This window comes from Eleftheria terrae (assembly GCF_030419005.1).
Classification (GTDB): domain Bacteria; phylum Pseudomonadota; class Gammaproteobacteria; order Burkholderiales; family Burkholderiaceae_C; genus Caldimonas; species Caldimonas terrae.
In genome coordinates, this window is the sequence record NZ_CP106951.1 from 4,875,069 (window position 1) to 4,898,712 (window position 23,644).

At 67.8% G+C, this 23,644-nt stretch carries 24 protein-coding genes and 1 riboswitch; of the genes, 8 read left to right on the plus strand and 16 right to left on the minus strand.

Features of this window, described 5'->3' with window-relative positions; genetic code table 11:
• Positions 1-14: 14 nt before the first annotated feature.
• Positions 15-725 (minus strand): hypothetical protein, encoded by a 711-nt coding sequence (locus N7L95_RS21780; RefSeq protein ID WP_301257342.1) that lies wholly within the window; start codon positions 723-725, stop codon positions 15-17.
• Between the two features lie 318 nt (positions 726-1,043).
• Between N7L95_RS21780 and N7L95_RS21785 the strand changes: the two genes are divergently transcribed.
• Positions 1,044-1,592 carry a DinB family protein gene (locus N7L95_RS21785; RefSeq protein WP_301257343.1) on the plus strand — a complete coding sequence of 183 codons (549 nt, stop codon included), beginning with the start codon at positions 1,044-1,046 and terminating at the stop codon, positions 1,590-1,592.
• Positions 1,593-1,670: 78 nt separating this feature from the next.
• Here the strand turns inward: N7L95_RS21785 and tolA are convergent, their stop codons facing one another.
• From tolA to ribD, 12 genes are all read right to left on the minus strand, one after another.
• Positions 1,671-2,582, minus strand: coding sequence for a cell envelope integrity protein TolA (tolA, locus tag N7L95_RS21790; RefSeq protein ID WP_301257344.1), 912 nt, complete (start codon positions 2,580-2,582; stop codon positions 1,671-1,673).
• A gap of 6 nt (positions 2,583-2,588) precedes the next feature.
• Positions 2,589-3,014 carry a biopolymer transporter ExbD gene (locus N7L95_RS21795; protein WP_301257345.1) on the minus strand — a complete coding sequence of 142 codons (426 nt, stop codon included), beginning with the start codon at positions 3,012-3,014 and terminating at the stop codon, positions 2,589-2,591.
• 9 nt (positions 3,015-3,023) lie between these two features.
• Positions 3,024-3,728, minus strand: coding sequence for a protein TolQ (gene tolQ, locus N7L95_RS21800; protein ID WP_301257346.1), 705 nt, complete (start codon positions 3,726-3,728; stop codon positions 3,024-3,026).
• Positions 3,725-4,147, minus strand: coding sequence for a tol-pal system-associated acyl-CoA thioesterase (gene ybgC, locus N7L95_RS21805; protein WP_301257347.1), 423 nt, complete (start codon positions 4,145-4,147; stop codon positions 3,725-3,727). The genes tolQ and ybgC overlap by 4 nt, the downstream gene beginning before the upstream one ends.
• Positions 4,148-4,298: 151 nt before the next feature.
• Positions 4,299-4,751, minus strand: coding sequence for a TssQ family T6SS-associated lipoprotein (locus N7L95_RS21810; RefSeq protein WP_301257348.1), 453 nt, complete (start codon positions 4,749-4,751; stop codon positions 4,299-4,301).
• Complete coding sequence (locus tag N7L95_RS21815; protein WP_301257349.1) at positions 4,748-6,370, minus strand: serine/threonine-protein kinase; 1,623 nt, start codon at positions 6,368-6,370, stop codon at positions 4,748-4,750. Before N7L95_RS21815 ends, N7L95_RS21810 begins: the two co-directional genes overlap by 4 nt.
• Positions 6,371-6,483: 113 nt before the next feature.
• Positions 6,484-7,662 (minus strand): pyridoxal phosphate-dependent aminotransferase, encoded by a 1,179-nt coding sequence (locus tag N7L95_RS21820; protein WP_301257350.1) that lies wholly within the window; start codon positions 7,660-7,662, stop codon positions 6,484-6,486.
• A gap of 10 nt (positions 7,663-7,672) precedes the next feature.
• Positions 7,673-8,176, minus strand: a complete 504-nt coding sequence (gene nusB / locus N7L95_RS21825) for a transcription antitermination factor NusB (RefSeq protein ID WP_435870110.1) — start codon at positions 8,174-8,176, stop codon at positions 7,673-7,675.
• A gap of 5 nt (positions 8,177-8,181) precedes the next feature.
• Complete coding sequence (gene ribH / locus N7L95_RS21830; protein ID WP_301257352.1) at positions 8,182-8,646, minus strand: 6,7-dimethyl-8-ribityllumazine synthase; 465 nt, start codon at positions 8,644-8,646, stop codon at positions 8,182-8,184.
• 34 nt (positions 8,647-8,680) lie between these two features.
• Positions 8,681-9,778 carry a bifunctional 3,4-dihydroxy-2-butanone-4-phosphate synthase/GTP cyclohydrolase II gene (ribBA, locus tag N7L95_RS21835; protein WP_301257353.1) on the minus strand — a complete coding sequence of 366 codons (1,098 nt, stop codon included), beginning with the start codon at positions 9,776-9,778 and terminating at the stop codon, positions 8,681-8,683.
• Between the two features lie 75 nt (positions 9,779-9,853).
• Entirely contained in the window at positions 9,854-10,486 is a 633-nt protein-coding gene (locus tag N7L95_RS21840; RefSeq protein ID WP_301257354.1) for a riboflavin synthase, read from the minus strand.
• 157 nt (positions 10,487-10,643) lie between these two features.
• Positions 10,644-11,729, minus strand: coding sequence for a bifunctional diaminohydroxyphosphoribosylaminopyrimidine deaminase/5-amino-6-(5-phosphoribosylamino)uracil reductase RibD (gene ribD, locus N7L95_RS21845; RefSeq protein ID WP_301257355.1), 1,086 nt, complete (start codon positions 11,727-11,729; stop codon positions 10,644-10,646).
• A 151-nt stretch (positions 11,730-11,880) separates the two neighbouring features.
• On the opposite strand from ribD, the gene N7L95_RS21850 reads away from it, so the two are divergent.
• From N7L95_RS21850 to N7L95_RS21875, 6 genes are read left to right on the plus strand one after another with little or no spacing between them, the layout of a single operon-like run.
• Positions 11,881-12,519, plus strand: a complete 639-nt coding sequence (locus tag N7L95_RS21850; RefSeq protein WP_301257356.1) for a GspH/FimT family pseudopilin — start codon at positions 11,881-11,883, stop codon at positions 12,517-12,519.
• 20 nt (positions 12,520-12,539) lie between these two features.
• Positions 12,540-13,127 carry a type IV pilus modification protein PilV gene (gene pilV / locus N7L95_RS21855; RefSeq protein WP_301257357.1) on the plus strand — a complete coding sequence of 196 codons (588 nt, stop codon included), beginning with the start codon at positions 12,540-12,542 and terminating at the stop codon, positions 13,125-13,127.
• Positions 13,124-13,996: a PilW family protein gene (locus N7L95_RS21860; protein ID WP_301257358.1), complete on the plus strand. Its 873-nt coding sequence runs from the start codon at positions 13,124-13,126 to the stop codon at positions 13,994-13,996. Before pilV ends, N7L95_RS21860 begins: the two co-directional genes overlap by 4 nt.
• The gene (locus N7L95_RS21865; RefSeq protein ID WP_301257359.1) at positions 13,993-14,571 is read left to right on the plus strand and encodes a hypothetical protein; all 579 of its coding nucleotides are present in this window, start codon (positions 13,993-13,995) and stop codon (positions 14,569-14,571) included. The genes N7L95_RS21860 and N7L95_RS21865 overlap by 4 nt, the downstream gene beginning before the upstream one ends.
• Before the next feature lie 17 nt (positions 14,572-14,588).
• The gene (locus N7L95_RS21870) at positions 14,589-18,227 is read left to right on the plus strand and encodes a pilus assembly protein (RefSeq protein WP_301257360.1); all 3,639 of its coding nucleotides are present in this window, start codon (positions 14,589-14,591) and stop codon (positions 18,225-18,227) included.
• 27 nt (positions 18,228-18,254) lie between these two features.
• Positions 18,255-18,707, plus strand: a complete 453-nt coding sequence (locus tag N7L95_RS21875) for a type IV pilin protein (protein WP_301257361.1) — start codon at positions 18,255-18,257, stop codon at positions 18,705-18,707.
• 145 nt (positions 18,708-18,852) lie between these two features.
• Here N7L95_RS21875 and nrdR read toward each other — a convergent pair whose 3' ends face one another.
• From nrdR to N7L95_RS21890, 3 genes are all read right to left on the minus strand, one after another.
• Positions 18,853-19,296 (minus strand): transcriptional regulator NrdR, encoded by a 444-nt coding sequence (gene nrdR / locus N7L95_RS21880; protein WP_301257362.1) that lies wholly within the window; start codon positions 19,294-19,296, stop codon positions 18,853-18,855.
• 20 nt (positions 19,297-19,316) lie between these two features.
• Positions 19,317-20,564 carry a serine hydroxymethyltransferase gene (glyA, locus tag N7L95_RS21885; protein WP_301257363.1) on the minus strand — a complete coding sequence of 416 codons (1,248 nt, stop codon included), beginning with the start codon at positions 20,562-20,564 and terminating at the stop codon, positions 19,317-19,319.
• A 72-nt stretch (positions 20,565-20,636) separates the two neighbouring features.
• Positions 20,637-20,753: riboswitch (ZMP/ZTP riboswitch) on the minus strand.
• A 174-nt stretch (positions 20,754-20,927) separates the two neighbouring features.
• The gene (locus N7L95_RS21890) at positions 20,928-21,827 is read right to left on the minus strand and encodes a lytic transglycosylase domain-containing protein (RefSeq protein ID WP_301257364.1); all 900 of its coding nucleotides are present in this window, start codon (positions 21,825-21,827) and stop codon (positions 20,928-20,930) included.
• Between the two features lie 257 nt (positions 21,828-22,084).
• Here N7L95_RS21890 and ubiD point away from each other — a divergent pair, with 257 nt between their 5' ends.
• Positions 22,085-23,638, plus strand: coding sequence for a 4-hydroxy-3-polyprenylbenzoate decarboxylase (ubiD, locus tag N7L95_RS21895; RefSeq protein ID WP_301257365.1), 1,554 nt, complete (start codon positions 22,085-22,087; stop codon positions 23,636-23,638).
• Positions 23,639-23,644 lie beyond the last annotated feature (6 nt).

Sequence of the window (23,644 nt, forward strand, 5' to 3'; positions counted from 1 at the left end):
GCATGGGGAGGCGTCTAGCGGCCGTTGCCGAACACCGACTGCCGCAGCGTCTCGAGCTGCGCCTGCAGTTGCTTCAGGTCCCGCTGGGCGGGCGGCTGTGCTTGCCAGGCGGCCACCAGGGCGCTTTCCTGGGCGCGGTAGCGGGCTTCCCGGGCATCGGGCGGCGCCGGGCGCGGTGCATGTTGCTCGCGCCACTGGGCGAGGGCGGCGGCGCGCTGGGTGTCATCCGGGAGCAGGGTGTCGAGCAGCCGGGCCTTGAGCAGATGCGCTTCGGCGGCCGACATCTCACGTTGCTGCAGGCGCTGCTCCAGCCCGGCATCCAGCTGGCGGGCCAAGGCCTGCAACTCGGCCTTCGGCGCGCCCTGCGCCTGGCGCTGCCGGAACTGCTCCATCGTCTGCATGTAGGCCATGTAGTGCGAGACCCGTTGCAACTCGGCCTCACGGTCGGGGTGGTCGCGCAGGGCATCCTGCAACTGCTGGCGTTGTTGGGCGGTGAGGCCGCTGGCCCAGGCCGGGGAGGCCGCCGTGGCGGGCCCGGCCGCGACCTCGGTGGATGCAGGCGTGGCGGCGGCGGTCGCACTGCGACCCCGGCCGGGATCGGCGGCTGCACGCGGCGCAGCGGTGTCGGGGGTGGCGGCTGGCGGGCGTTCGTCCGGTGCGTACAGCAGGAAAGACGCCAATGCCGCCAGGATGGCGACGAAGACAAAGGCCACGATGCGGTTCATGGCGCGGCCTCCTCGATGCCAGGTCGGCCGGCGAGGGCTCGCTGCCCTGCATCGGCGAGGGCGGGGCCCTGGCGAAGGGCTCGGACCGAAAGCGGCCGGTGGCCGGTCGGGGGGAGGCGAAGGTCGAGCGGGTACTGCACGCAGGGCTCCCATTCAGGCCATGAAGCAGGGCAAGGATGCGCCAGGCGGGTGCGGCCGTACATGACCTGCGCGGCGGTACCGCAAGATCATGCGGGCAGTGCGATCACCAGGCGTGCCGCAAGGGGGGCGGCGGCGCGCTAGACTGCGGGCCCTGCCTGTTCGCCGATGGAATGCTTGATGTCCGATGCACCGGTTCCGCTGACAGCCCACTATGTGTGGATGGCCCGCTACAACGCCTGGTTCAACGCCCGGCTCTACGAGGCCGCCGCCGGCCTGTCCGACGATGAGCGCAAGCGTGACCGCGGTGCCTTCTTCGGCTCCATCCACGGCACCCTCAACCACCTGCTGCTGGGCGACAAGCTCTGGCTCGGGCGTTTCGCCAAGCTCGGCACCGACCTGACGATGCTGGACGACACCGTCCTTTCGCTGCCGCCCTTCACCGGGCTCAACATGCAGCTGTATGACGATTTCGCGGCGATGCAGGGGCACCGGGTGCGTGTGGATGCTGCCATCGAGGCCTTCAGCCTCTGGCTGACGCCGCAGCGCGTGTCGCAGACCCTGACCTACACCACCAGTACCGGCCTGGCTCGCAGCCATCCGGCCTGGGAGGCACTGAGTCATTTCTTCAATCACCAGACGCACCACCGAGGCCAGGTGACGACCCTGCTGATGCAGGCGGGGGTGGACCCCGGCACGACCGACCTGCTGGCCTTGCTCAACCCCTGAGCGGCAAGAGGGCGGCCGGCGGGTGCGGCAGGCGGCCCGGCAGCCGCCCGCGTCGCCGCCTGGCCGGCGGCGCCGGGCTCACATGTCGCGCGGCCTGAAGGTCAGCAGCAGCGGCGAAGGCACCCGCCCGTTTTCGTCACGCGGCAGCGTCTGCGTCTTGTCAATGGCGCGCAGCACCGCCTGGTCCCACTCGGGGTTGCCGCTGGACTTCACCAGCCGCGAGCCGAGGATGGTGCCGTTGGGCGCGGCCTTCACCTCCACCTCGGCGGCGGGATTGCCCACGGTGGTGTCGGCGTAGACGATGTTGGGCAGGATGCGGGCCTTGAGCTTGCCGGCATAGCCGGCCGACGGCCCGCCCGCGCTCAGGCCTCCGTTCGCGGCTCCCTGCTCGGCGCTGCCGGTACCGGCCTCCGCCTGCAGGCGTTTCAGCCGTTCGCTGCGCTGCGCCTGCAGGCGCTTGTCCTGCTCTTCGCGGCGCTGCTTCGCTTCCTGGGTCTTGCGGTCGGCCTCCTCGCGCTTCTTGCGTTCGGCCTCGGCCAGTTCGCGCTTGCGCTCGGCGTCCTTGCGCTCCTGCTCGGCCTTCTCCCGGCGTTCCTGCTCGCGCTGCTTGCGTTCCCGCTCCTCCTCCTGCTCGCGCTCGCGGGCCTCTTCGCGGCGCTTCTTCTCGCGCTCCTTCTCCAGCGCGATCTCGGCCTGCCGGTCGGGTTCCACCTTGGGCTCCGGCTTGGGCTCGGGTTGCGGCTGCGGTGTGGGCTCCGGGCGGGTGTCGGGCGGCGGAGGCGGGGGTTCGGGGGCTGGCGCGGCGGCCTGGGGCACGGCGGCCCACAGTTCGGCTTCTACCGCCGCTGGCTCGCTGGAGCGCCAGTTCAGGCCCAGCGCCAGCCCGCCGATCAGCAGGCCGTGCATCACCAGGGCCAGCAGCAGGCCCGAGCCGCGCCGGTCGGGCGGGCGGGGCAGCAAATCGTCGCGTTCGGCGGTGACCTGGTTCATCGCGCCTCAGCCCGTGGTCTTGACCGACAGGCCGACCCGCTGCACGCCGGCCCGGCGCAGCTTGTCCATGACCTTGACGACGGCCTCGTACTTGACGGCCTTGTCGGCCGAGATCACCACCGGCGCGCCTTCCACACCCTGCAGCGCGTCCTTGACTTCATCGGCCACCGCATTGAGCGTGGTGTCACCGCTGTCCTTGCCGTTGACTCTGAGCTTGAGCGTCTCGTCGGCACGCACGACCACTTCCACCACCCGCTCGGGTGTGTTGGCAGCCTTGCCCACCGAGGGCACGTCGATCATGCCGGTGGTCATCATCGGGGCGCTGACCATGAAGATGATCAGCAGCACCAGCATCACGTCGATGAAGGGCACCATGTTGATTTCGCTGATGGTGCGGCGGCGCGATCCGCCGCGGGGGCTGACGGCTGGCATCGGCGGTCCTCAGTGGCCGGCCGGCCCGGCAACGCCCGGGGTGTGGCCGATGTTGCGGTGCAGGATGTTGGAGAACTCCTCGATGAAGGTCTCCAGCTTGATCGCGACGCGGTCGATGTCGCGGGCGTAGCGGTTGTAGGCCACCACCGCCGGGATGGCGGCGAACAGGCCGATGGCCGTGGCCACCAGCGCTTCTGCGATGCCGGGGGCGACGGTGGCGAGCGTGACCTGCTGCATGTTCGCCAGCCCGGTGAAGGCGTGCATGATCCCCCAGACGGTGCCGAACAGGCCGACGTAGGGCGCGACCGAGCCGACGGTGGCGAGGAAGGACAGGTGCGATTCCACCGCGTCCATCTCGCGCTGGAAGCTGGCCCGCATGGCGCGTCGTGCGCCGTCGAGCAGGGCGCCGGCATCGCTGACCCGGCGGTCGCGCAGCTTCAGGAACTCGCGCATGCCCGAGGCGAAGATGCGCTCCATCGGGCCGCCCTTGACCGGGCTGTCGGAGGCCAGCGTGTAGAGGTCGTTGAGGTTGCGGCCCGACCAGAACTCGCGCTCGAAGTCGTCATTGAGCCCGCGCACGCGGCCCAGGCCGAAGTACTTGCCGAAGATCACCGTCCAGCTGGCGAGCGACATCAGCATCAGCAAGGCCATCACGATCTGCACCACCAGGCTGGCGTGCAGGATCAGTTGGAAGATGGACAGGTCCTGGTTCATGTAGTTGTTTCCTGGAGTAGTTCTGCTGGAATGCGTCGCGGCCTGAAGCTGTGCGCATCGACGCAGCCGATTTTGATATCGCCCTCGGCCACGATGGTTCCCTGGCGCAGCGCGCGCTGCACGAACTGCAGCGAGGCCTGGGCCGCGTGGCGCACTTCCACCGAGATGTCGAGCCGGTCGTCGAGCCGGGCCGGCTGCAGGTAGCGCACCGCCGTCTGCACGACGACGAACATCAGCCCCGCCTCCTGGCGCAGCCGCTGTTGCTCGAAGCCCCGTGCGCGCAGCCACTCGGTGCGTGCTCGCTCGAAGAACTTCAGGTAGTTGGCGTAGAACACCACGCCACCGGCGTCAGTGTCTTCCCAGTACACCCGCACCGGGAAAGAGAAGGGCGCGGGCGCCGCAGGGGTGGCATCAGGCATGCATCAGGGCGTCGCCGCGGCGCCGGCTGGCGGCGCCGCAGGCGCGGTTCGCGTGGCAATCGGAAAGCCGCGATTATCGCCGCAGCCGCTCCACCCGGGGCAGCGCGCCCAGGCTGCCGGCCAGCCCTCTGGTCCGGCCGGCAGCGCCGCCTCAGCGCTGGCTGCGCACGAACACCGGCCCCCACAGCGGGTGTCCGGCTTCCGACTTGCTGAGCGTGAAGCCCGGGTCGGCCCGCCGCGCCGAGCGGAAGGCGCTTTCGCACTGCGCGGTGCGCTGGCTGGTGCAGTAGATGAAGGCCAGGTACTTGTAGGCCGTGGCGCGGTCGCGCGACGAGGCCAGGCCGGCTTGCAGGGCACGGTTGAGCTGGCGCTCGGCGTCGCCGTACTGGGCGTCGTCATAGGCCCGCATGCCGCTCAGCAGCGCGCGCTCGGCCGGTCGCTCCATCAGCTCGCTCACGCTGGGCGCCGGTGCATGTGCCGGCGGCGGGCTGGCCGGTGCGGGGGTGGCGGGCGCCGGGGCGCGTGACGCAGGGGCCGGCATCAGTTCTGCGCAGCCGGCGAGCAAGGCGCAGAGGGCGCCGAGGACGTACAGCGTTCGTCTCATGATCCAAACTTGTGCCGGATGGTCAGCGGCTGGCCAGCAGTGACCGTCACGGTGGTGGTGAAGGGCGGGAACTCGTCGTTGCGGATCGTGATCGTGTGGCGGCCTTCGGCCAGCACCAGCCGGTTCAGCGGCGGTACCGTGCCGGTAGCCACGCCGTCGACCTCCACATGCCCCCAGGGGCTGACCGCCAGGTTGACCTGGCCGCTCTGGGCCGGGTTGCGGCGCGTCTCCGCCGGTACCGAGGCGGCCGCGGATGCGGCGGCCGCCGCCGTGGTGGCCGGCGCCGGGCCGAGCAAGGTTTCGAACGGGTCGAGTGTGGCAGCCGCCGGCACCTGGGCCGGTGCCGGAGCTGGCACGGGCGCCGGCGCCGACGGTGCAGCGGCCAGCACCTGTGATGCCGCCGGTGCTGCCGACGGCAGCGGCCCGCTGGCGGGCGACAGGAAATCAGTGAGGTTGATGGCCACTGCCGCCACCACCGCGCCGGTGGCCAGCCCGCCCAGCGCCCAGCGCCGGCGCAGCTTGCGGCGCTGGCTGGTGTCGAACTCGTCCTGCTGGGCCGCCTCGCTCTGTTCCTGCAGCCAATGGCGCAACTCGCGCGAAAGCACCCGGGCGGAGCGGAACCGGTCTTCCGGGTCCTTTTCCATCGCCCGGGCCGCGATGGCAGACAGCGCCGCCGGCACCTGGCGGTTCACCTCGTCCGCCGGTGGCGGCGTGCGGGTGGCCACCGCGGTGGCGATCTCGGTGAGCGTCGCGCCCTGGAAGGGCTTGGTGCCGGTGAGCAGCTCGTACAGCACCACCCCCAGCGAGAAGACGTCGCAGCGTCGGTCCACCGGGGCATGCCGCACCTGCTCGGGGGCCATGTAGTAGGGCGAGCCGGCCACGTAGTCGTCGCCGCCGGAGGTGCCGCCCTCCTGCTGGCTGGCGACGCGGGCAATGCCGAAGTCCAGCACCTTGGGCTGGGTGCGCCCCACCATGAAGATGTTGGCCGGCTTGACGTCGCGGTGCACCACGCCACGAGAGTGCGCATAGGACAGCGCGTCCGCCGCACGCCGGATGATCAGCGCCGCCTCCACCGGGGTCGGACGCCAGCCTTCCTTCAGCAGCTGCCGCAGGTCCTTGCCCTTCAGCAGCTCCATCGCGATGTAGGCGCCCTGCGGACTGGTGCCGGCATCGAAGACCGTGACGATGTGCGGATGATTGAGGCCGCCGGCCGCCCGCGCCTCGTTCAGGAACATGGCGTTGAACTGCTCGCGCGCTTCGGGCGAGAGCTCCAGGCTCAGCGTCTTGATGGCGACCAGGCGCGTCAGCAGCGGGTCGTGCGCGGCATAGACCGTGCCCAGCCCGCCCTCGCCGAGCCGGTACTTGAGCGCATAGCGGCCGATGTAGCCGATGGTCGGCAGGTCGTCATAGACCGGTGGGCGGCCGTTGGCGCGGGCCGCGGCGGCGGTGCCCAGCAGGTCCTCGGCGTCGGGGCCGAAGACCGAGGCGTCGCTGCCGTCCGGGTTCAGCGGCGTGGGTGCCGTCACGCTGGATTCGTCCTGCCCGGCCCCGCGGGCGGCACGCTCGGCCTCCAGCGCCTGTTCAGGCGTGAGGGCAATGACGGTCTTCTGGAATTCCACGACGCCAGCTTAGACGAAGCAATAGACGTGCTCAACAACCATAACCGTGACAAATGTCCCGGAAACAGGGGGCTCCAGTAACCCGCCGTGACGCAGTGCGCAAGACGCTTGCATCAAAGTGCGGCTTGCAACCGCGCCACCGCTTCTTCCAGCAGGTCCATCCGGCTGGCATAAGACAGGCGGATATAGCGCTCCGCAGCGGCGCTGCCGAAGTCACGCCCCGGCGTCAGTGCAAGCTGGGCGCGCTGCATCAGCTCGAACACGAAGTCCCAGCTGCTGGCATGGTGGGCGGAGCAGTCGGCCCAGGCGTAGAAGGCGCCGTCGGGCAGCACCGGCACGGTGAGGCCCAGCCGGTTCAGCGCCGGCACCAGGAAATCGCGGCGGCGGCGGAATTCGGCACGGCGCCGCTCGTATTCGGCCAGGCTCTCCGCCTCGAAGCAGGCCAGCGCCGCATGCTGCGCCACGGTGGAGGGGCAGATGTAGAGGTTCTGCGCCAGCTTCTCCACCACCGGCACCATGGCCTCAGGCACCACCATCCAGCCGAGCCGCCAGCCGGTCATGCTGAAGTACTTCGAGAAGCTGTTGATCGTGACGATGTCGTCGCCCAGCGCCAGCGCGCTGTGGCCATAGGTATCGTCGAAGCTCAGGCCCAGGTAGATCTCGTCGACCACCGTCACGCCCTGCTGCCGGCGCACCAGCTCGGCGATCGCCCGCATCTCGCTCGGATGGATGGAGGTGCCGGTGGGGTTGGAGGGGGAGGCCAGCAGCACCCCGCGGGTGCGCTCCTCCCAGGCCGCCTCGACGGCGGCGGCACTGAGCTGGAAGCGCTGCTCCGGCCCGCTTGGCAGCAGCACCGGGCGGCCCTGCGCGGCCGACACGAAATGGCGGTTGCAGGGATAGCTCGGGTCGGGCATCAGGATCTCGTCACCGGCGTCGACCAGGGCCAGGCAGGCCAGCTGCAGGGCGCCGGAGGCGCCGGCAGTCAACACGATGCGCCGGGCCGGCACCTGCACCCCGAAGCGGGCCAGGTACCAGGCGCTGATGCGTTCGCGCAGCTCGGGCAGGCCGAGTGCGGGGGTGTACTGCGTGCGGCCGCCGCGGATGCAACGCTCGGCGGCCTCCTGCACCAGTGGCGCGGCGGTGAAGTCCGGCTCGCCGATGTTCAGGTAGATCATCGGCCGGCCGCCCCGGGCGGGATCGCAGACGGCGCTGCGGGCCAGCTCGTCGGCCGCCTTTGCGCACTCCATCACATAGAAGGGCTCGATCTGCCCGGTGCGCGCGGCGAACTTCATCGGGCGCTGCTCAGCGGCGGGCGTTGCGGGCCGCTTCGACCTCGGCCGGCCGCAAGTCGACGGCCGCCTTGTCGAGCACGCCGTTCACATACTTGTGGCCGTCGGTGCCGCCGAAGCTCTTGGCCAGCTCCACCGCCTCGTTGATCGCCACCTTGTAGGGGATGTCGATGCAGTGCTTGAGCTCGTAGGCGCCGATCATCAGCACCGCGTGCTCCACCGGCGACAGCTCGGTGGTCTTGCGGTCGACATGGCGCGACAGCAGCGCGTCGATGTCGGCGGCCTCGCGGATGCAGCCGTACAGCAGGGCGTCGAAGTGGGCTGCGTCGGCCTTGGAGAAGCCTTCGATCTCGGCGCGCACATGCGCCTCGATCTCGGCACCTTCCGCGCCGGACACCAGCCACTGGTACAGGCCCTGCAGCGCAAACTCCCGCGAGCGCCGGCGGGCCGACTTCTGCTGCGGGCGCTTGCCCTGGGGTTTGGCCGGCGGCTTGCCGGCGGATTTGTCGTCGGGCATGCTCATCACGTCAGGTCTTCCAGCAGGTTGGCCATCTCGACCGCCACGCGCGCAGCGTCGCGGCCCTTTTCCTCGGCACGGGCCCAGGCCTGGGCCTCGTTCTCGACGGTGAGGATGGCATTGGCCACCGGCAGCTGGTGGTCGAGCGAGACACGAGTGACGCCGGCGCCGCTTTCGTTGGCCACCAGCTCGAAGTGATAAGTTTCGCCGCGGATGATGCAGCCGAGCGCGATCAAGGCATGGAAGCGCTCGCTCTCGGCCATGACCTGCAGGGCCACCGGCACCTCGAGCGCGCCGGGCACTGTCACATGCTCGATGTGCTTGGCCGATACCTTGAGCGCATGCAGCTCCGCCAGGCAGGCTTCGGCCAGCTTGGCGGTGATGGGTTCGTTGAAGCGGGCCTGCACGATGCCGATGCGCAGGTCTTCGCCATCGAGTTCAATTGCCTGGCCCTTGTCTGCGCCTTGCATGGGATGTCCTTTGAGTAGGGGGTTGGTGCGCGGCTCAGGCCTCGGGGCCGAAGAAGCCGGTCACTTCGAGGCCGTAGCCGACCATGCTCGGCATGCGGCGCGGGCTGCCGAGCAGCTTCATGCGGGTCACGCCCAGGTCGCGCAGGATCTGCGCGCCCACGCCATAAGTGCGCAGGTCGATCTGGCCGCGCTGGCGCAGGCGCTCGGTGGCCTCCGGGCGGAAGTGCTCCAGCATGTCCTCGGCGCTTTCGCCGCAGTTCATCAGCACCGCCACGGCGCGTGGCTCCTGCTGCAGCCGCGCCAGCGCCTTGCCCAGCGGCCAGGAGTGGCTGCATTCGCCAGCGTCGAGCAGGTCGAGCACCGACAGCGGCTCGTGCACGCGCACTGCCACTTCGTCTTGCTCGTTCCACTCGCCGACGGTCAAGGCCAGATGCAGGCCGTCGGAGCGGTCGCGGTACGCGATGCAGCGGAATTCACCCTGGGCGGTGCGCAGCAGGCGTTCGCCGGCGCGCTGGATGAGGGTTTCGTTGCGGCTGCGGTATTCGATCAAATCGGCAATGGTGCCGATCTTCAGGCCGTGTTCGCGGGCGAAGATCTCGAGGTCGGGCAGGCGCGCCATGCTGCCGTCGTCGTTCATGATTTCGCAGATGACGGCCGCCGGCGTCAGCCCCGCCATGCCGGCCAGGTCGCAGCCGGCCTCGGTATGGCCGGCGCGCATCAGCACACCGCCCTCCTGGGCCTGAAGCGGAAAGATGTGGCCGGGCTGGACCAGGTCACGCGCGGTGCTGTCGCGCGCCACCGCCACCTTCACGGTCTGCGCCCGGTCAGCGGCCGAAATGCCGGTGGTGACACCCTGCGCCGCCTCGATCGAGACGGTGAAGGCGGTGCCGTGCTTGGTGCCGTTGCGGGTGGCCATCGGCGGCAGCTGCAGGCGCTCGCAGCGTTCCTTCGTCAGGGTGAGGCAGATCAGGCCACGGCCGAACTTGGCCATGAAGTTGATCGCTTCGGGCGTGACATGGTCGGCGGCGAGCACGAGGTCGCCTTCGTTCTCGCGGTCTTCTTCGTCGACCAGGACGACCATGCGGCCGGCAGCCAGCTCGGCGATGATTTCAGGAACGGGGGAGATGGGCATGATGGGGCGCAATTGTAGGTGAGTGGCCTGCCCGCGCCGGCCTTCGCCGGGCCCGCGCAGCGCCGTCCTGGCAGCTTACGCGGCAGGCTTCACGCCGGCCGTGAGCATGCGCTCGACGTAGCGGGCGATGAGATCGATCTCGAGGTTCACCCGTGAGCCGGCACGCAGGCTGCCGAGGGTGGTGTGCTCGAGCGTGTGCGGGATCAGGTTGATGGTGAACTCGCTGCCCTCGGCGAGATCGGTGACGCGGTTGACGGTCAGGCTGACGCCGTTGACGGTGACCGAACCCTTGTAGGCGAGGAAGCGCGCCAGCTCGGCCGGCGCGACGATGCGCAGCTCCCAGGATTCGCCGATCGGCGCAAAGTGGCTGACCTGGCCGATGCCGTCGACATGGCCGCTCACCAGGTGGCCACCCAGGCGGTCCTGCGGGCGCATCGCCTTTTCGAGGTTGACCGGCCCGGCAGCATCGAGGCCGGCGGTCTTGTCGAGGCTTTCGGCCGAGATGTCGATCGTGAAGCGGGCGGTGGCCGGGTCCATCGACGTGACAGTCATGCAGGCGCCGTTGAGCGCGATGCTGTCGCCGAGCTGAACGTCGTCCAGGTAGCCGGGCGGGGCCTGGATGGACAAGCGCTTGCCGTGGGCGGCCGTGGCACCGATGGCCTCGGCCGTGACGATGCGGCCGAGGCCGCTGATGATGCCGGTGAACATGACCCCATTGTCGCAGGTCATCGGCCGGCGTGTGAGGCGCTGCGCGGCCGGCCGTCGTCCCGCAGGGTGCCCGGGCGCGCATGGAATGCTGGCGGCCCGCACGCGTCGTGCGCGCGACTGCCTCGCGGCATGGCCACGGCCGACCTCGCCCCGCCTGTCAGTCCGGGTGGCGCTCCCTGCGGCGGGCGCGCAGGCGGAGGTCGTCGCCCAGGCGCTCGACGTCGATGAACTCCAGCGCACGAGCCTCGCCCAGCGCGGCGAGCGGGCCGAACTGCATCATCTCGCGGCCCAGCCCGATGAGCTTGGGCGCCAGGTACACCAGGAATTCATCCACCAGGTCGGCCTCGACCAGCGCACCGTTGAGCCGGTGCCCGGCCTCGACATGCAGGTCGTTGACCTGGCGTGCGGCCAGGTCGCGCAGCATCGCCGACAGGTCAACCCGCCCCCGCGTGGCGGGCAGCACCACCACCTCGGCGCCCGCTGCCTGCAACGCGGCGCGGCGTTCGGCATGGTCCTGGGCGGCGTAGACCAGCACCGACCCCGGCACCTGCAGCAGGCGGGCGTGCGCCGGCGTGCGCAGTTGCGAGTCGAGCACCACGCGCAGCGGCTGGCGGGGGGCCTCGACCTCCCGGACGTCGAGGCGCGGGTCATCGTCGAGCACGGTGCCGATGCCAGTGAGGATGGCGCCGGCCCGGGCGCGCCAGCGGTGGCCGTCGACGCGGGCTGCGGTGCCGGTGATCCACTGGCTGGCGCCGTTCTGCAGCGCGGTGCGGCCGTCCAGTGACGCCGCCACCTTCAGTCGCACCCAGGGCAGGCCCCGCGTCATGCGCGAGAAGAAGCCGGGATTGACCTCGCGAGACGCCTCCTCGAGCAAGCCGACGCTCACCTCGATGCCGGCCGCCCGCAGTCGCTCGATGCCGCGGCCGGCCACCAGGGGATTGGGGTCCTGCGTCGCCACCACCACCCGCCGCACGCCTTCGCGCACCAGGGCGTCGGCGCAGGGCGGCGTCCGCCCGAAATGGCTACACGGCTCCAAGGTCACGTAAGCGGTCGCATCACGGCCGCTGTGCCCGCGCACCTTCATGTCGGCCAGCGCCCGCGCTTCGGCGTGGGGGCCGCCGACGCGGTCGGTGCGGCCGGTGCCGATCACTTCTCCGTCTGGCGACACGAGCACGCAACCGACGGCCGGATTGGGTGGGCTCAGGGGTGCGGAAGCGCGCGCCAGCTCAAGCGCGGCCTGCATGTGAAATATGTCTCGATCCCCGTCGCTCACGGTACTTGTCTCATTTGTTACAAATTCGGGGGCTAGGCAAAACCCAGCCTCCTGTGCCGTTGCGCACACCGTTCGTCACAGAGAATGCGCAAGTCACCCACTCCATCGCCAGAATCGCGCCATGCAAAAAAATCGCCCCCCACTGGTGCCCCGCCGGCTGTTTGCCGGACCGGCCCGCTCGGCCGGGTTCACCTTGATCGAGCTGATGGTCACGGTGACCGTCGTGGCGATTGTCATGGCGCTCGCGGCGCCGAGTATGCAGGCGTTTCTGACCAGCCGTGCGATCGCCTCGCATGTGGACGCGTTCGGTTCGGCAGTGCGGCTGACACGCTCGGAGGCGTTGAAGCGCAGCGGCACGGCCAGCATGTGCATGAGCGTGACGACGGAAGAGGCGGCCCCCACGTGTGCCGCCGACGAGGATGGCGGGTGGCATTCCGGATGGCTGGTGTTTGCCGATCCGGACGGCGACGGTGCCTACACCGCAGAAAGCGAGGAGTTGATTGCGGTGCAACAGCCGCTGACGTCCAGCGGCGGCGTGACCTGGAATGCCAACTCGACGTCCATCACCTTCCGCGCCAACGGTTTGGCCACCGCGAGCGTGATGGCAACCATCACCTTCGATCCCAAGATGCCCTCCGATGCGTCTGAGCGCGACCGTTTCGTGCGAACGCGCTGCCTCACGGCGCAGGGGCGGCTCGGCAAGTGCATCGTCCAGACGGGCGATCCGGACGGCAGCGCCGGCTCGGGCGAGGGGACGTAACCATGAGATCAGCATCCATAGTGAAGCAGTCATTGCAGGGCCCGCGGGCCGTTCTTCGCAAGCGCCAGCAGGGCGTGTCGCTGATCGAGATCCTCGTCTCGATCTTGATCATGTCTTTTGGCGTTCTCGCTTTGGCGGCGTTGATCGGCAACGCGAGCCGCTACAACAAGACCACCGAGTTCCGGTCCATTGCGACGCTGCTGGCCGCCGACATCGGGGACCGTATGCGGGCGAATCCGGCCGGCGCGATGGCGGACCAGTACAACCTGAAGAACGATTACGCCGAGCTTGACGAAGCGCCAGAGGTTCCCGATTGTGCCGACCCCGCCAACTGCACGCCGGCCGAAATCGCAGATCGGGACATGGCGGAGTGGCGCGGCAATCTGTTCCGCTTGCTGCCCGGAGGCAATGCCTATGTCGACCGCGACAGTGCGAGCAATGCAGTGAATGTCTGGATCGCCTGGAAAGACCCGGGCAGTAGTTCCGACGTAGATCGGCCCGAAGGCGAGTGCCCGGGCGGGTACGCATCGGGCGATGACGCTGGCAGCGGCGAAGAAGCGGAAGCCGAGGCTCCTCCGCGGTGTTCGTATTTCAGGATCGAGCTATGAAGAGCAGATTGCAGCTTCGCCAGCGGGGCTTGTCGCTGGTCGAGGTGATGGTGTCGCTGGTGATCGGCCTCGTGGTGATCGGTGTGGTGCTGTCCACCTACCTTGGGGCCGGGGTGGGTGGGCGCCATAGCAGCGCCATGGCACAGATCACCGAAGACGCAACGGTCGCCTTGAACATCATGCGGGCGCAGATCGAGATGGCCGGCTTCAGTCAGCCCAACGCAGTGGACACCGATGGCCGCTGGGCCAAGGCCTATGCCGGCTCGGCGATTTTCGGCTGCGACAAAGGTTTCAAGGACGCCAAGAAGAGCCTGCAGGAACTGATTGCAGGCGGCTGCAACGCCGAAGGAAGCAATGACGCCATTGCTATCGCCTATCAGGCGGATGCCAGCACGGTGGTTGTCACCAGCGACGGCACGCCGGCTGATTGCCTCGGCCAGAACCTGCCGCTCGACGGGGGCATCTACGTCGCCTACAACCGCTTCTACGTTGACACTGGTGCCGACGGCGTGACCCCAGCGCTCTATTGCCGTGGCAACGGTGGTGGCGATCCCAGTACAACGTCCCATCAGCCTCTGGTCGAGAACATTGTCGGGCTCCAACTCAACTATGGCGTGGCCAACGTCGCTACGCCGACCCAGGTGGCGCGCTACCGGAACGCGGCGGATCTTGCCCCGGACGACTGGAACCGCGTGATCGCCGTGCGCGTCTGCGTGGTCGTTCAAAGTGCGGACAACGTGATGGACGAGGCCACCGCCTACTACGGATGCGACGGCACCAAGGTCGACCCAGCCGATGGCGACCGCAAGATGTACCGCGCCTTTCATTCGACCATCGTGTTGCACAACCGCCTGGGGGCACCTGCATGACCGAGTTCTCGCAAGTGCGGCGGCTTGACCGCCCGCGAAAGAAGGTGGCTGTCCGGGCGCAGTCCGGCGTGGTGCTGCTGGTGGTGCTGGTGATGCTGGTGGTCATCGGCTTCACCTCGGTCAGCGTGATGCGAGGCGCCCTGAACGCGGACCTCGTGAGCAACAACGAACGCATGCAGACACTGGCGACCCAGGGCGCACAGATCGGATTGCGCTATTGCGAGAGTTTGCTCAGGCTGTCGGACCCGCAGCGCGCGGAGAAGGGCTTCAACCTGCAGCCGAAGGCCACCGGAGCGAAGGCCGCATGGGAGACGGCAGACAAGTGGAGCGACGCGACGGTTCGCGTCCAGGTCCCCGACGAGTGGCTCGAGCCCGAGGACAACTCGGTCGACCTGATCACGCCGGAATGCATGGCGGAGATGAGCACGATGGGCACCGCTGATGTGATCCTCGTGACCGCCCGCGGATTCAGCCCCGACTACACCGCCAACGCCGAAACCAAGGCGACCGAGAGCGGCACGGTGATCTGGCTGCAATCGATCCTGCGCCTGGCGCCTGCGCCGGCAGCGCCGTGAAGAACAAGGAGAAAACAATGAAGCCCACAGCATGCGCTCCGCAGCGCTCCGTGTTTTCCAGAACCGTGGTGTGTGTCACGGTGGTGGCCCTGCAACTTGGCGCGTTGACGCCTGCCTGGGCGGCCGATACCGCGCCTTCGCAGAAGCCGCTGCTGCGTCGCGAGGGCGGGGTGCCGAAGGCCAACGTGATGCTGACCATCGACGATTCCGGCTCGATGCGCGCCAATCACATGCCGGAGAACACCTTCAAGGTCAACGGCTACGACGTCACCTTGCCCTACACCGGCGCTGCCCGGGTCATGGACGTCCTGCCGGACGATCCGACCCCGCTCGGCAACATGACCATTCTGGGCAGCGTCACCGCGATCAGAAACAGCAACTCGGTCTTCCAGCGCCAATTCCGTTCGCCGGATGTCAACTCCATCTACTACAACCCAGAGGTCCGCTACCTGCCCTGGATGAAGCCGGGCGGTGGCCGCTTCCCGGATGCGGTTCCCACGAGCGCATACTGGAATCCGGTGGACACGACGCAAGGGACGGTCGACTTGACGGCGACCATTTCTTCGTCGAGGAAGCGGTGGTGCACGAACCCGTCGACTGACGCCTACTGCCCCACTGCCGATGCGCAGGTGTCGCGGGGCTTGTACTACCGCCTGAAGGCGGGCACCGACCCGAGGGTCGCGGCCAACTACGTCCAATACGACATCAACGACAGCGGCCCATTTCCGAAGGCGGCTGGGCGCACCGACTGCACCGGTGCGACCTCCTGCACCCGTGACGAGGAGCGCAAAAACTTTGCGAACTGGTTCACCTTCTACCGCACCCGGATGTTCCTGACGAAGGCAGCAATTTCGGAAGCGCTGCATGGCGTCGATAACACCGTGCGCATGGGCTGGGGCTCCATCAACCATTCGACGGTCGCTGACATTCAAGGCGTCAACACGTCCGTCATCCGGATGGGCGTGAACGATCTCGACGCCACTCAGCGCTCGGCCCTCCTCACGCAGATCCAGAGCAAGACCTTCATCGCGAACGGTTCGACGCCGCTGCGTACCGCGATGGACACGGTGGGCGTCTACTTCCAGCGCAATGACGCGAAGGGGCCCTGGAGCGCGAAACCCGGCACCGTGACGGGCGCTGCCGACCTGTCCTGCCGTCGCGCCTACAACATCCTGATGACCGACGGCTACTACAACGACAGCTACAACGCCGCGGGCAACGCCGATAACACCAATGGTGATTCCTATGCGAGCTCGGCGCCGACGGGAGCCGCTTACACGCGCTACACCGCCGAACGGCCCTACAAGGACGACTACTCCAACACCCTCGCCGACGTGGCGATGAAGTATTGGAAGAAGGATCTGCGCCCGGACCTGGCCAACAAGGTCAATCCCCAGCCCGCGACCGATGAGGTGCCCGGCGGCGACCCTGCGTACTGGCAGCACCTGACGCAGTTCACCGTCGGCCTGGGCGTCAAGGGCACCCTCGATCCGAAGAAGGACTTGCTCGCGCTGACCAAGGGCACCAAGTCCTGGACGGACGACGAGATTGATGACCTGTGGCACGCCGCCGTGAACTCACGTGGCCGCTTCTTCTCCGCCACGAATTCGGGCGAGCTCGCCAAGGCCATTTCCAGCGCGCTGGGTTCGGCGGCGGGTCGTGATGGGCTGAAGGAAGCGGGTGTGGCGTCGGCCGGTCCCATCCTGCAGGATGGCAACCGCAAGTACGTGCCCAGCTATACCTCGGTCAAGTGGACTGGAGAGCTGGAGGCGTTCTCTCTCGACGCGAACGGCGTGGCGGGCAGCACGCCCCTGTGGAAGGCGAGCGAAAAGCTGCCGGCCCACGGACTGCGCCAGATCTACACCTGGGACGCCGTCAACAAGAAGGTCGTGCCCTTCACCTGGGCCGGCATGCCGGACGCGACCCGCAAGCTGATCGGCACTGATGTGTCCGAATCCCTGGTCAATTACCTTCGCGGCGACACGTCGAACGAAGGTACTGAAACCACCAACTTCCGGATTCGCGCCGGGAAATTGCCGGACTTCGTCAACTCGCCTCCTTCCCTGGTGGGCGGCAACGTCGACATGTTCTACGAAACGCTGCCGATCGGCGGCAAGACGTATCGCGAGTATGTCGACGCGAAGAAGAAGCGCGACCCGGTGATCTTCCTCGGAGGCAACGGCGGCATGCTGCATGCGTTCCGCGACACGCTGGTCACGCCGGCGCCGGCCAATGCAGGAACTGAAGTGTTCGCCTATGTGCCGAACGCCGTGCTGCCGAACCTGTCGAAGCTCTCGAAGAAGGACTACGGCACCGCAGCGAACTACCACCAGTTCTTCGTCGACGGCCCGCTGACCGAGGCGGATGCCTATCTCAATGGCAGCTGGACCAATGTGCTGGTCGGCACGCTGGGGGCCGGCGGCAAGGGCCTGTTCGCGCTGCGGCTTGACAAGGACAACATCGCGGCCAACCTCAACGCCAGCTCGGTGATGTGGGAGCTGTCGAGCGCCAACGACGCCGACATCGGCTACATGAACGGCGACGCCCAGATCGGCGTGCTGGCTGACGGCAGCTGGAAGGTCTTCATTGGCAATGGCAGCTTCAGCACCAACGGCCGTGCGGTTCTGCTGGTGATCGACCTGGCGACGGGGGCCATCTCCAAGCTGATCGCCGGTACGGCCGGCGGCAACGGGTTGGGCGGCGTGCGCCTGATCAAGGATGCCAAGCAACAAGTGATCGGCGTGTATGCCGGCGATCTCCAGGGCAACCTGTGGCGTTTCGACTTCGGCACCGGCGTCAGCACCGATTGGAAGGTAGGCCTGGGTGGCAGGCCGCTGTTCACGGCAAGCAGCGGTGGCGTGGCACAGCCGATCACCTCGTCGCCGTCCTACGTGCCGCATGAACAGAACGGCAATGTCGTGCTCTTCGCGACCGGGAAGCTGTCCACGGAAGGCGATCCCGATGACAAGACCGTGCAGGCCGTCTATGGCGTCTGGGACCGCACCAAGGCCGGCGAGACGTCCGCGCTGACGGCAGCCGTCACGCGCGACCAGTTGGTCGAGCAGCGGATCCTGGGTTCCAAGATCGACCCGCTGACCAAGCGAACCTACTATGAGGTCACCTCCAACGATGTGGACTGGAAGGACAAGTCGGGCTGGTTCATGAATTTCAGCATTGAGCAACGCCAGCGTTCGATCTATCCGCCGGTGGTGATCGGTGACTTCGTCTACATCAGCACCATCGTGCCCGCTGCCGCGGCCGGCGAATGCGAGGCCACCGAAGGCAAGGGCTTCAACTTCCTGATGCCGGCCCACGAAGGCGGTCAATACACCAAGGCGCCCGTGCTCGACACGAACGGCGACGGCGTGCTGAACAGCTCCGACCTGAACGCGGCGGGTTTCATCACCCGCCCGGACGGCCGCGGCGTGGTGCTGACCAAGAAGCCGGTCCGCCCCGGCGGCACCGGCGAGCCGGCCAACGGTGCCGACAAGGAAACCGACGTCAGCCTGCAAAACTCGGGCGGCGCCGCGGGCACCGACCCCTTGGGTGAACAGGATGGCAAGGTCTATTGCATCATCAACTGCAAACCGCCGAACACCAATAAGGTGATCAGCGAACGGGTTTGGCGCCGGATCATCAATCCGCCCATCAAGTAACCCATTGGGCAGGCGCACAATATGGCCATGAAAGCAGTCCCCACCCTCCTGGCCCGCGCCCCCCGCGCGGGGCGCGGCTTCACGCTGATCGAGCTGATGATCGTCGTGGCCATCATCGGCATCCTGGCGGCCATCGCCTACCCGAGCTTCAGCGAACAGGTGAAGCGCGGGCGGCGGGCCGATGCGCAGGCCGCCTTGATGGAAGGCGCGCAATACATGCAGCGCTATTACTCGGCGAACAGCACCTATGTGAACGGGGTGCTCCCGCTCAACCAGTCTCCGCGCGAGGGCACGGCGGTGTACGAGGTCGCCGTCGACGATGCAGAAACGACGCCTCGCAGCTACGTCCTGAAAGCGAAGCCAACGGCGGGCGGTTCGATGGCCGATGACAAATGCGGCACGCTGGTTCTTGACAGCAGGGGCCGTCGCCAGATCGAAGACGGCGCCGAAGGTGTCAAAGCCTCCGACTGCTGGCGCTGAGAAGCACTGATCGCGCGGGCCGCAGGCTGACGCATCAGACCGAGCGAAGAATCCCAACAAAAAACGCCCTGCAATCGCAGGGCGCTTTTTATTGGCGGTGCCGGCAAGAGGCGCAGGGGAGGGCGCCGCCGGCAGGCTGGCGGATTCAGATCTCCTTGATCAGGCGACTGAACTCATCCACATCCTCGAAGCTGCGGTACACCGACGCGAACCGCACGTAGGCCACCTTGTCGAGCTTCTTGAGCTCGCGCATCACGAACTCGCCCAGCTTGGAGCTGGCGACTTCGCGCATGCCGCTGGAACGCAGCTTCTGCTCGATGCGCTGCAGCGCGGCATCGATCTGCTCCAGGCTCACCGGCCGCTTGCGCAAGGCGAGCGTCATCGACGCTCGAATCTTGGCCGGATCGAACTCCGCACGGCTGCCGTCCTTCTTCACCACCGCCGGCATGGTCACCTCGGCCCGCTCGTACGTGGTGAACCGGGTGTCACAGGACAGGCAGCGCCGGCGACGGCGAATGACATCCCCCTCGTCGGACTCGCGCGTCTCGACGACCTGGCTCTCTTCGTGGCCGCAGAACGGGCAGCGCATGGCGAGGGGGTGGTGTCAGTTCAACGGTAGACCGGGAAGCGCCGGGTCAGCGCATTGACCTTCTCGCGCACGGCGGCGATGTTGGCCTCGTCGCGCGGCTTGTCCAGCACGTCGGCGATCAGATGCGCCGTCTGCACCGCCTCGGCTTCGGTGAAGCCGCGGGTGGTCATGGCTGGCGAGCCCAGGCGGATGCCGCTGGTCACCATCGGCTTTTCGGGGTCGTTCGGGATGCCGTTCTTGTTGCAAGTGATGTGGGCCTGGCCGAGCAGTGCCTCGGCTTCCTTGCCCGTCATGCCCTTGGCGCGCAGGTCCACCAGCATCACGTGGCTTTCGGTGCGGCCGCTGACAATGCGCAGGCCGCGCTCGATCAGGGTGCTTGCCATTGCCTGCGCGTTCTTGACCACCTGTTGCTGGTAGGCCTTGAACTCGGGGGACAGGGCCTCCTTGAAGGCCACCGCCTTGGCCGCGATCACGTGCATCAGCGGCCCGCCCTGGATGCCGGGGAAGATGGCGCTGTTGATCTGCTTGGCCACCTGGTCCTTCATCAGGATGATGCCGCCGCGCGGGCCGCGCAGGCTCTTGTGGGTGGTGGAGGTCACCACATCCGCAAACGGCACCGGGTTGGGGTAGACGCCGCCGGCGATCAGGCCGGCATAGTGCGCCATGTCCACCATGAAGTAGGCGCCCACCGCCTTGGCGACACGCGAGAAGCGCTCGAAGTCGATGCGCAGGCTGTAGGCCGAGGCGCCCGCGATGATGAGCTTGGGCTTGTGCTCGTGGGCCAGCCGCTCCATCGCGTCGTAGTCGATCTCTTCCTTGTCGTTCAGGCCGTAGCTGACCACCTTGAACCACTTGCCGGACATGTTCAGCGGCATGCCGTGTGTCAGGTGGCCGCCTTCTGCGAGGCTCATGCCCATGATGGTGTCGCCGGGCTGCAGCAGGCCGAAGAACACACCCTGGTTGGCCTGCGAGCCGGAATTGGGCTGCACGTTGGCATGCTCGGCGCCGAACAGCTGCTTCAGCCGGTCGATGGCGATTTGCTCCACCACGTCGACATATTCACAGCCGCCGTAGTAGCGCTTGCCGGGATAGCCTTCGGCGTACTTGTTGGTCAGCTGGGTGCCCTGCGCGGCCATCACGGCCGGCGAGGCGTAGTTCTCGGAAGCGATCAGCTCGATGTGCTCTTCCTGGCGCTGGTTTTCCTTTTGGATGGCAGCCCACAGCTCGGCATCGATGTTCGGCAGGGTGGAAACGGTGCGGTCAAACATTTGGCAGTCCTCTTCGGTGCGAGAAGTCCCTCGTCGATACGGCAGCGCCGCCACGGCGGCGCCGATCGATCGGAAGGCTGCCCAGGCGAACGGCTGAACGGCAGCGGTGTGCCGGCCGCACTTCCCGGTGGTTCGCCACCTCGGACGCTCCCGCAGGCAGGGGTCCTATCGCCAGTTGTGCAGCCCGGCAAGTGTAATGGATATCCCCGCAGCCAGCCGCCGTGGCGCGTCAAGCTGGGCGGTCGCCGCACCGGCGCGGTGCGTTGTGCGCCCGCGTGTGGCTGCCGCTCGATGCCGCGCGTCAATGAAAACGGCCCGCAACGGGCCGGCTTGCTATGGCGGCAGGCAGGGCTGCCAAAGGGGTCAACGCACCAGGGCCAGTTGCTCTGGCTCGCCGGCCTCGGTGGCAGGCACCTCCGCGGTCGCAGGCGCAGAGGCTGGTGCCGGCGCGTGCACCGCCTGCAGCATCTGAGGGGCGGACACCGGCACCTGGCGACCGGCCGCGACATTGCGCAAGTGCGCCTGCTCCGACAGCACCTTGGCCGCATAGCCGCCGTCGTCCTGCAGGTTGGCGGCGCCGACGTAGTAGCGCAGCCCGCCTTCCAGGCTGCCGGCGCGCGCAATGCATTCCTTCAGCACCTGCACGCCAACCCGCAGGTTGGTGACTGGATCGAAGGCCGCGTGGTTGCCGCCGAAGCGCTCGTACTTGTCGTCATGCACGCGGGTCATCACCTGCATCAGGCCCTGCGCGCCGACCGAGCTCTGGGCAAAGGGATTGAAGCTCGATTCGACCGCCATGATGGCCAGGATCAACGTCGGCTCGATCCCGGTGCGCCCGCCGACGTGCCACGCTTCCTTCACCAGCCGTGCCACCGGCTCCGGCGCCACCCGGTAGCGGCGCGACAGCCACTGGGCCACGGCCGCCTGCTGCCGGGTCAGCTCGGAAGGATCGACCGCCGTCGCACGCTGGATGGCCTCGGGCTCCATCATGCTGGCCAGGAAGGCCTCGGGCGATGCTTCCACGCGCGCTTCCTGGCGCGCCTGCAGCCAGCCGAGTGCCTGCATCTCCAGCGCATGCCGGAGGTCGGCACGACCGGCGAAGAACAGGGCGCCGGCCAGAACCACCAGGCCCACGAATGCCAGGCCGTTGTGGCAGATCTCCAGCAAGCCATGGCCCACGTCTTGACAGAACACCGCCACTGAGGCGGCGCTTGCGGTGCAGGCGCGGCCAACCGCGGCTTGCACTGAGTCCCACGCTGTCATGTCACTCCTTTCCTTCCGCCGGACCGGCATCGCACAGGCTCCATGGAGCAGGGCGGCCGGACCCGACAGCGATAATGCGCCGCGTCTACGCTAGGCGTCTCCGCAGAAGGCGGGACGCGGACGGCGGCTGATTGCATCGGCAGCGTCGCACCGGGTGACCGGTGCGGGTAATCCCTTGGGTGGGGAACGGGCGGATTCTATGGAGGCCGCTCATAACCAGTCAAGCATTTAGAAATAGCTTTTAATTCCTCTTCGTTATGAAGTATCGGGATCTGCGTGAGTTTGTTCACGGCCTGGAGTCGCTCGGGGAGCTCAAGCGCGTGGGTGAGCCAGTCTCCACTCGGCTGGAGATGACGGCCCTCGGCGACCGCGTGCTGAAAGCCGGCGGCCCGGCACTGCTGTTCGAGCAGCCGGTGGGGCACCGCATCCCGGTGCTGGCGAATCTGTTCGGTACCCCCAAACGTGTGGCCCTGGGGATGGGCGCCGAGGACGTCTCCGAGTTGCGGCAGATCGGACAGCTGCTGGCCACCCTGAAGGAGCCAGAGCCGCCGCGCGGCCTGAAAGACGCCGGGCGGCTGCTGCAGATGGGCAAGGCCTTGTGGGACATGAAGCCGGCCGAGCGGCGCTCTGCGCCGTGCCAAGAAGAGGTGTGGCAGGGCGAGGAGGTCGACCTTGGCCGCCTGCCCGTGCAGCATTGCTGGCCCGGCGACGTGGCGCCGCTGGTCACCTGGGGTCTGGTCATCACCCGCGGACCTCAGCAGGTGCCGCAGCCGCGGCGGCGACAGAACCTGGGCATCTACCGGCAGCAGGTGATCGGGCGCCGCCAGCTCATCATGCGCTGGCTGGCTCACCGGGGCGGGGCACTCGATTTCCGCGAGTTCGCGCTTGCCAACCCCGGTCAGCCCTTCCCGATCGCGGTGGCGCTGGGCGCTGACCCGGCCACTATCCTCGGCGCGGTCACGCCAGTGCCCGACAGCCTCAGCGAGTACCAATTCGCGGGCTTGCTGCGTGGCAGCCGCACCGAGGTGGTCGCCTGTGGCGTCGGTGAAGGAGAGGCACGCCTTCAGGTGCCGGCCAGTGCCGAGATCGTGCTGGAAGGCCACATCCCGGTGGCTCCGCCGGGTTTCGAGGGCCACTCCGAGCATGGGGTGCCGGTGAAGGAAAAAGGCGGCTACCTTCATGCGCTGGAAGGCCCCTATGGAGACCACACGGGCTACTACAACGAGCAAGACTGGTTTCCGGTGTTCGAGGTCCAGCGCATCACGATGCGCCAGAACCCGATCTACCACTCCACCTACACCGGCAAGCCGCCGGACGAGCCGGCCGTGCTCGGCGTGGCCTTGAACGAGGTCTTCGTGCCGATCCTGCAGAAGCAGTTCCCGGAGATCGTCGACTTCTACCTGCCGCCTGAGGGTTGCAGCTACCGGATGGCCATCATCAGCATCAAGAAGAGCTACCCGGGGCATGCCAAGCGCCTGATGTTCGGCCTGTGGAGCTTCCTGCGGCAGTTCATGTACACCAAGTTCATCGTGGTGACCGACGAGGACGTCAACATCCGCGACTGGAAGGACGTGATCTGGGCCATCACCACCCGCGTGGACCCGGGCCGCGACACCACCCTGGTGAGCAACACGCCGATCGACTACCTGGACTTCGCCTCGCCGGTCTCCGGCCTGGGCGGCAAGATGGGACTGGACGCGACCAACAAATGGCCCGGCGAGAGCGACCGTGAATGGGGCCGGCTGATCACGATGGACGTGGAGGTCGAACGCCGGGTGGAGGATCTGTTCGGCCGCCTGATGGCGGGTTGAGCCGAC

Excerpts from the sequence above, each read along its gene's own strand:
- ribH (WP_301257352.1), bottom strand. The coding sequence starts at position 8,646 with ATGCAAGGCGCAGACAAGGGCCAGGCAATTGAACTCGATGGCGAAGAC.
- N7L95_RS21890 (WP_301257364.1), bottom strand. The coding sequence starts at position 21,827 with ATGACAGCGTGGGACTCAGTGCAAGCCGCGGTTGGCCGCGCCTGCACC.
- N7L95_RS21840 (WP_301257354.1), bottom strand. The coding sequence starts at position 10,486 with ATGTTCACCGGCATCATCAGCGGCCTCGGCCGCATCGTCACGGCCGAG.
- N7L95_RS21810 (WP_301257348.1), bottom strand. The coding sequence starts at position 4,751 with ATGAGACGAACGCTGTACGTCCTCGGCGCCCTCTGCGCCTTGCTCGCC.
- ribD (WP_301257355.1), bottom strand. The coding sequence starts at position 11,729 with ATGCAGGCCGCGCTTGAGCTGGCGCGCGCTTCCGCACCCCTGAGCCCA.
- N7L95_RS21795 (WP_301257345.1), bottom strand. The coding sequence starts at position 3,014 with ATGCCAGCCGTCAGCCCCCGCGGCGGATCGCGCCGCCGCACCATCAGC.
- ribBA (WP_301257353.1), bottom strand. The coding sequence starts at position 9,778 with ATGCCCATCTCCCCCGTTCCTGAAATCATCGCCGAGCTGGCTGCCGGC.
- tolA (WP_301257344.1), bottom strand. The coding sequence starts at position 2,582 with ATGAACCAGGTCACCGCCGAACGCGACGATTTGCTGCCCCGCCCGCCC.
- tolQ (WP_301257346.1), bottom strand. The coding sequence starts at position 3,728 with ATGAACCAGGACCTGTCCATCTTCCAACTGATCCTGCACGCCAGCCTG.
- nusB (WP_435870110.1), bottom strand. The coding sequence starts at position 8,176 with ATGCCCGACGACAAATCCGCCGGCAAGCCGCCGGCCAAACCCCAGGGC.
- N7L95_RS21820 (WP_301257350.1), bottom strand. The coding sequence starts at position 7,662 with ATGAAGTTCGCCGCGCGCACCGGGCAGATCGAGCCCTTCTATGTGATG.
- N7L95_RS21865 (WP_301257359.1), top strand. The coding sequence starts at position 13,993 with ATGACCGAGTTCTCGCAAGTGCGGCGGCTTGACCGCCCGCGAAAGAAG.
- N7L95_RS21780 (WP_301257342.1), bottom strand. The coding sequence starts at position 725 with ATGAACCGCATCGTGGCCTTTGTCTTCGTCGCCATCCTGGCGGCATTG.
- N7L95_RS21785 (WP_301257343.1), top strand. The coding sequence starts at position 1,044 with ATGTCCGATGCACCGGTTCCGCTGACAGCCCACTATGTGTGGATGGCC.
- N7L95_RS21860 (WP_301257358.1), top strand. The coding sequence starts at position 13,124 with ATGAAGAGCAGATTGCAGCTTCGCCAGCGGGGCTTGTCGCTGGTCGAG.
- glyA (WP_301257363.1), bottom strand. The coding sequence starts at position 20,564 with ATGTTTGACCGCACCGTTTCCACCCTGCCGAACATCGATGCCGAGCTG.
- ybgC (WP_301257347.1), bottom strand. The coding sequence starts at position 4,147 with ATGCCTGATGCCACCCCTGCGGCGCCCGCGCCCTTCTCTTTCCCGGTG.
- N7L95_RS21875 (WP_301257361.1), top strand. The coding sequence starts at position 18,255 with ATGAAAGCAGTCCCCACCCTCCTGGCCCGCGCCCCCCGCGCGGGGCGC.
- ubiD (WP_301257365.1), top strand. The coding sequence starts at position 22,085 with ATGAAGTATCGGGATCTGCGTGAGTTTGTTCACGGCCTGGAGTCGCTC.
- N7L95_RS21850 (WP_301257356.1), top strand. The coding sequence starts at position 11,881 with ATGCAAAAAAATCGCCCCCCACTGGTGCCCCGCCGGCTGTTTGCCGGA.
- nrdR (WP_301257362.1), bottom strand. The coding sequence starts at position 19,296 with ATGCGCTGCCCGTTCTGCGGCCACGAAGAGAGCCAGGTCGTCGAGACG.
- N7L95_RS21870 (WP_301257360.1), top strand. The coding sequence starts at position 14,589 with ATGAAGCCCACAGCATGCGCTCCGCAGCGCTCCGTGTTTTCCAGAACC.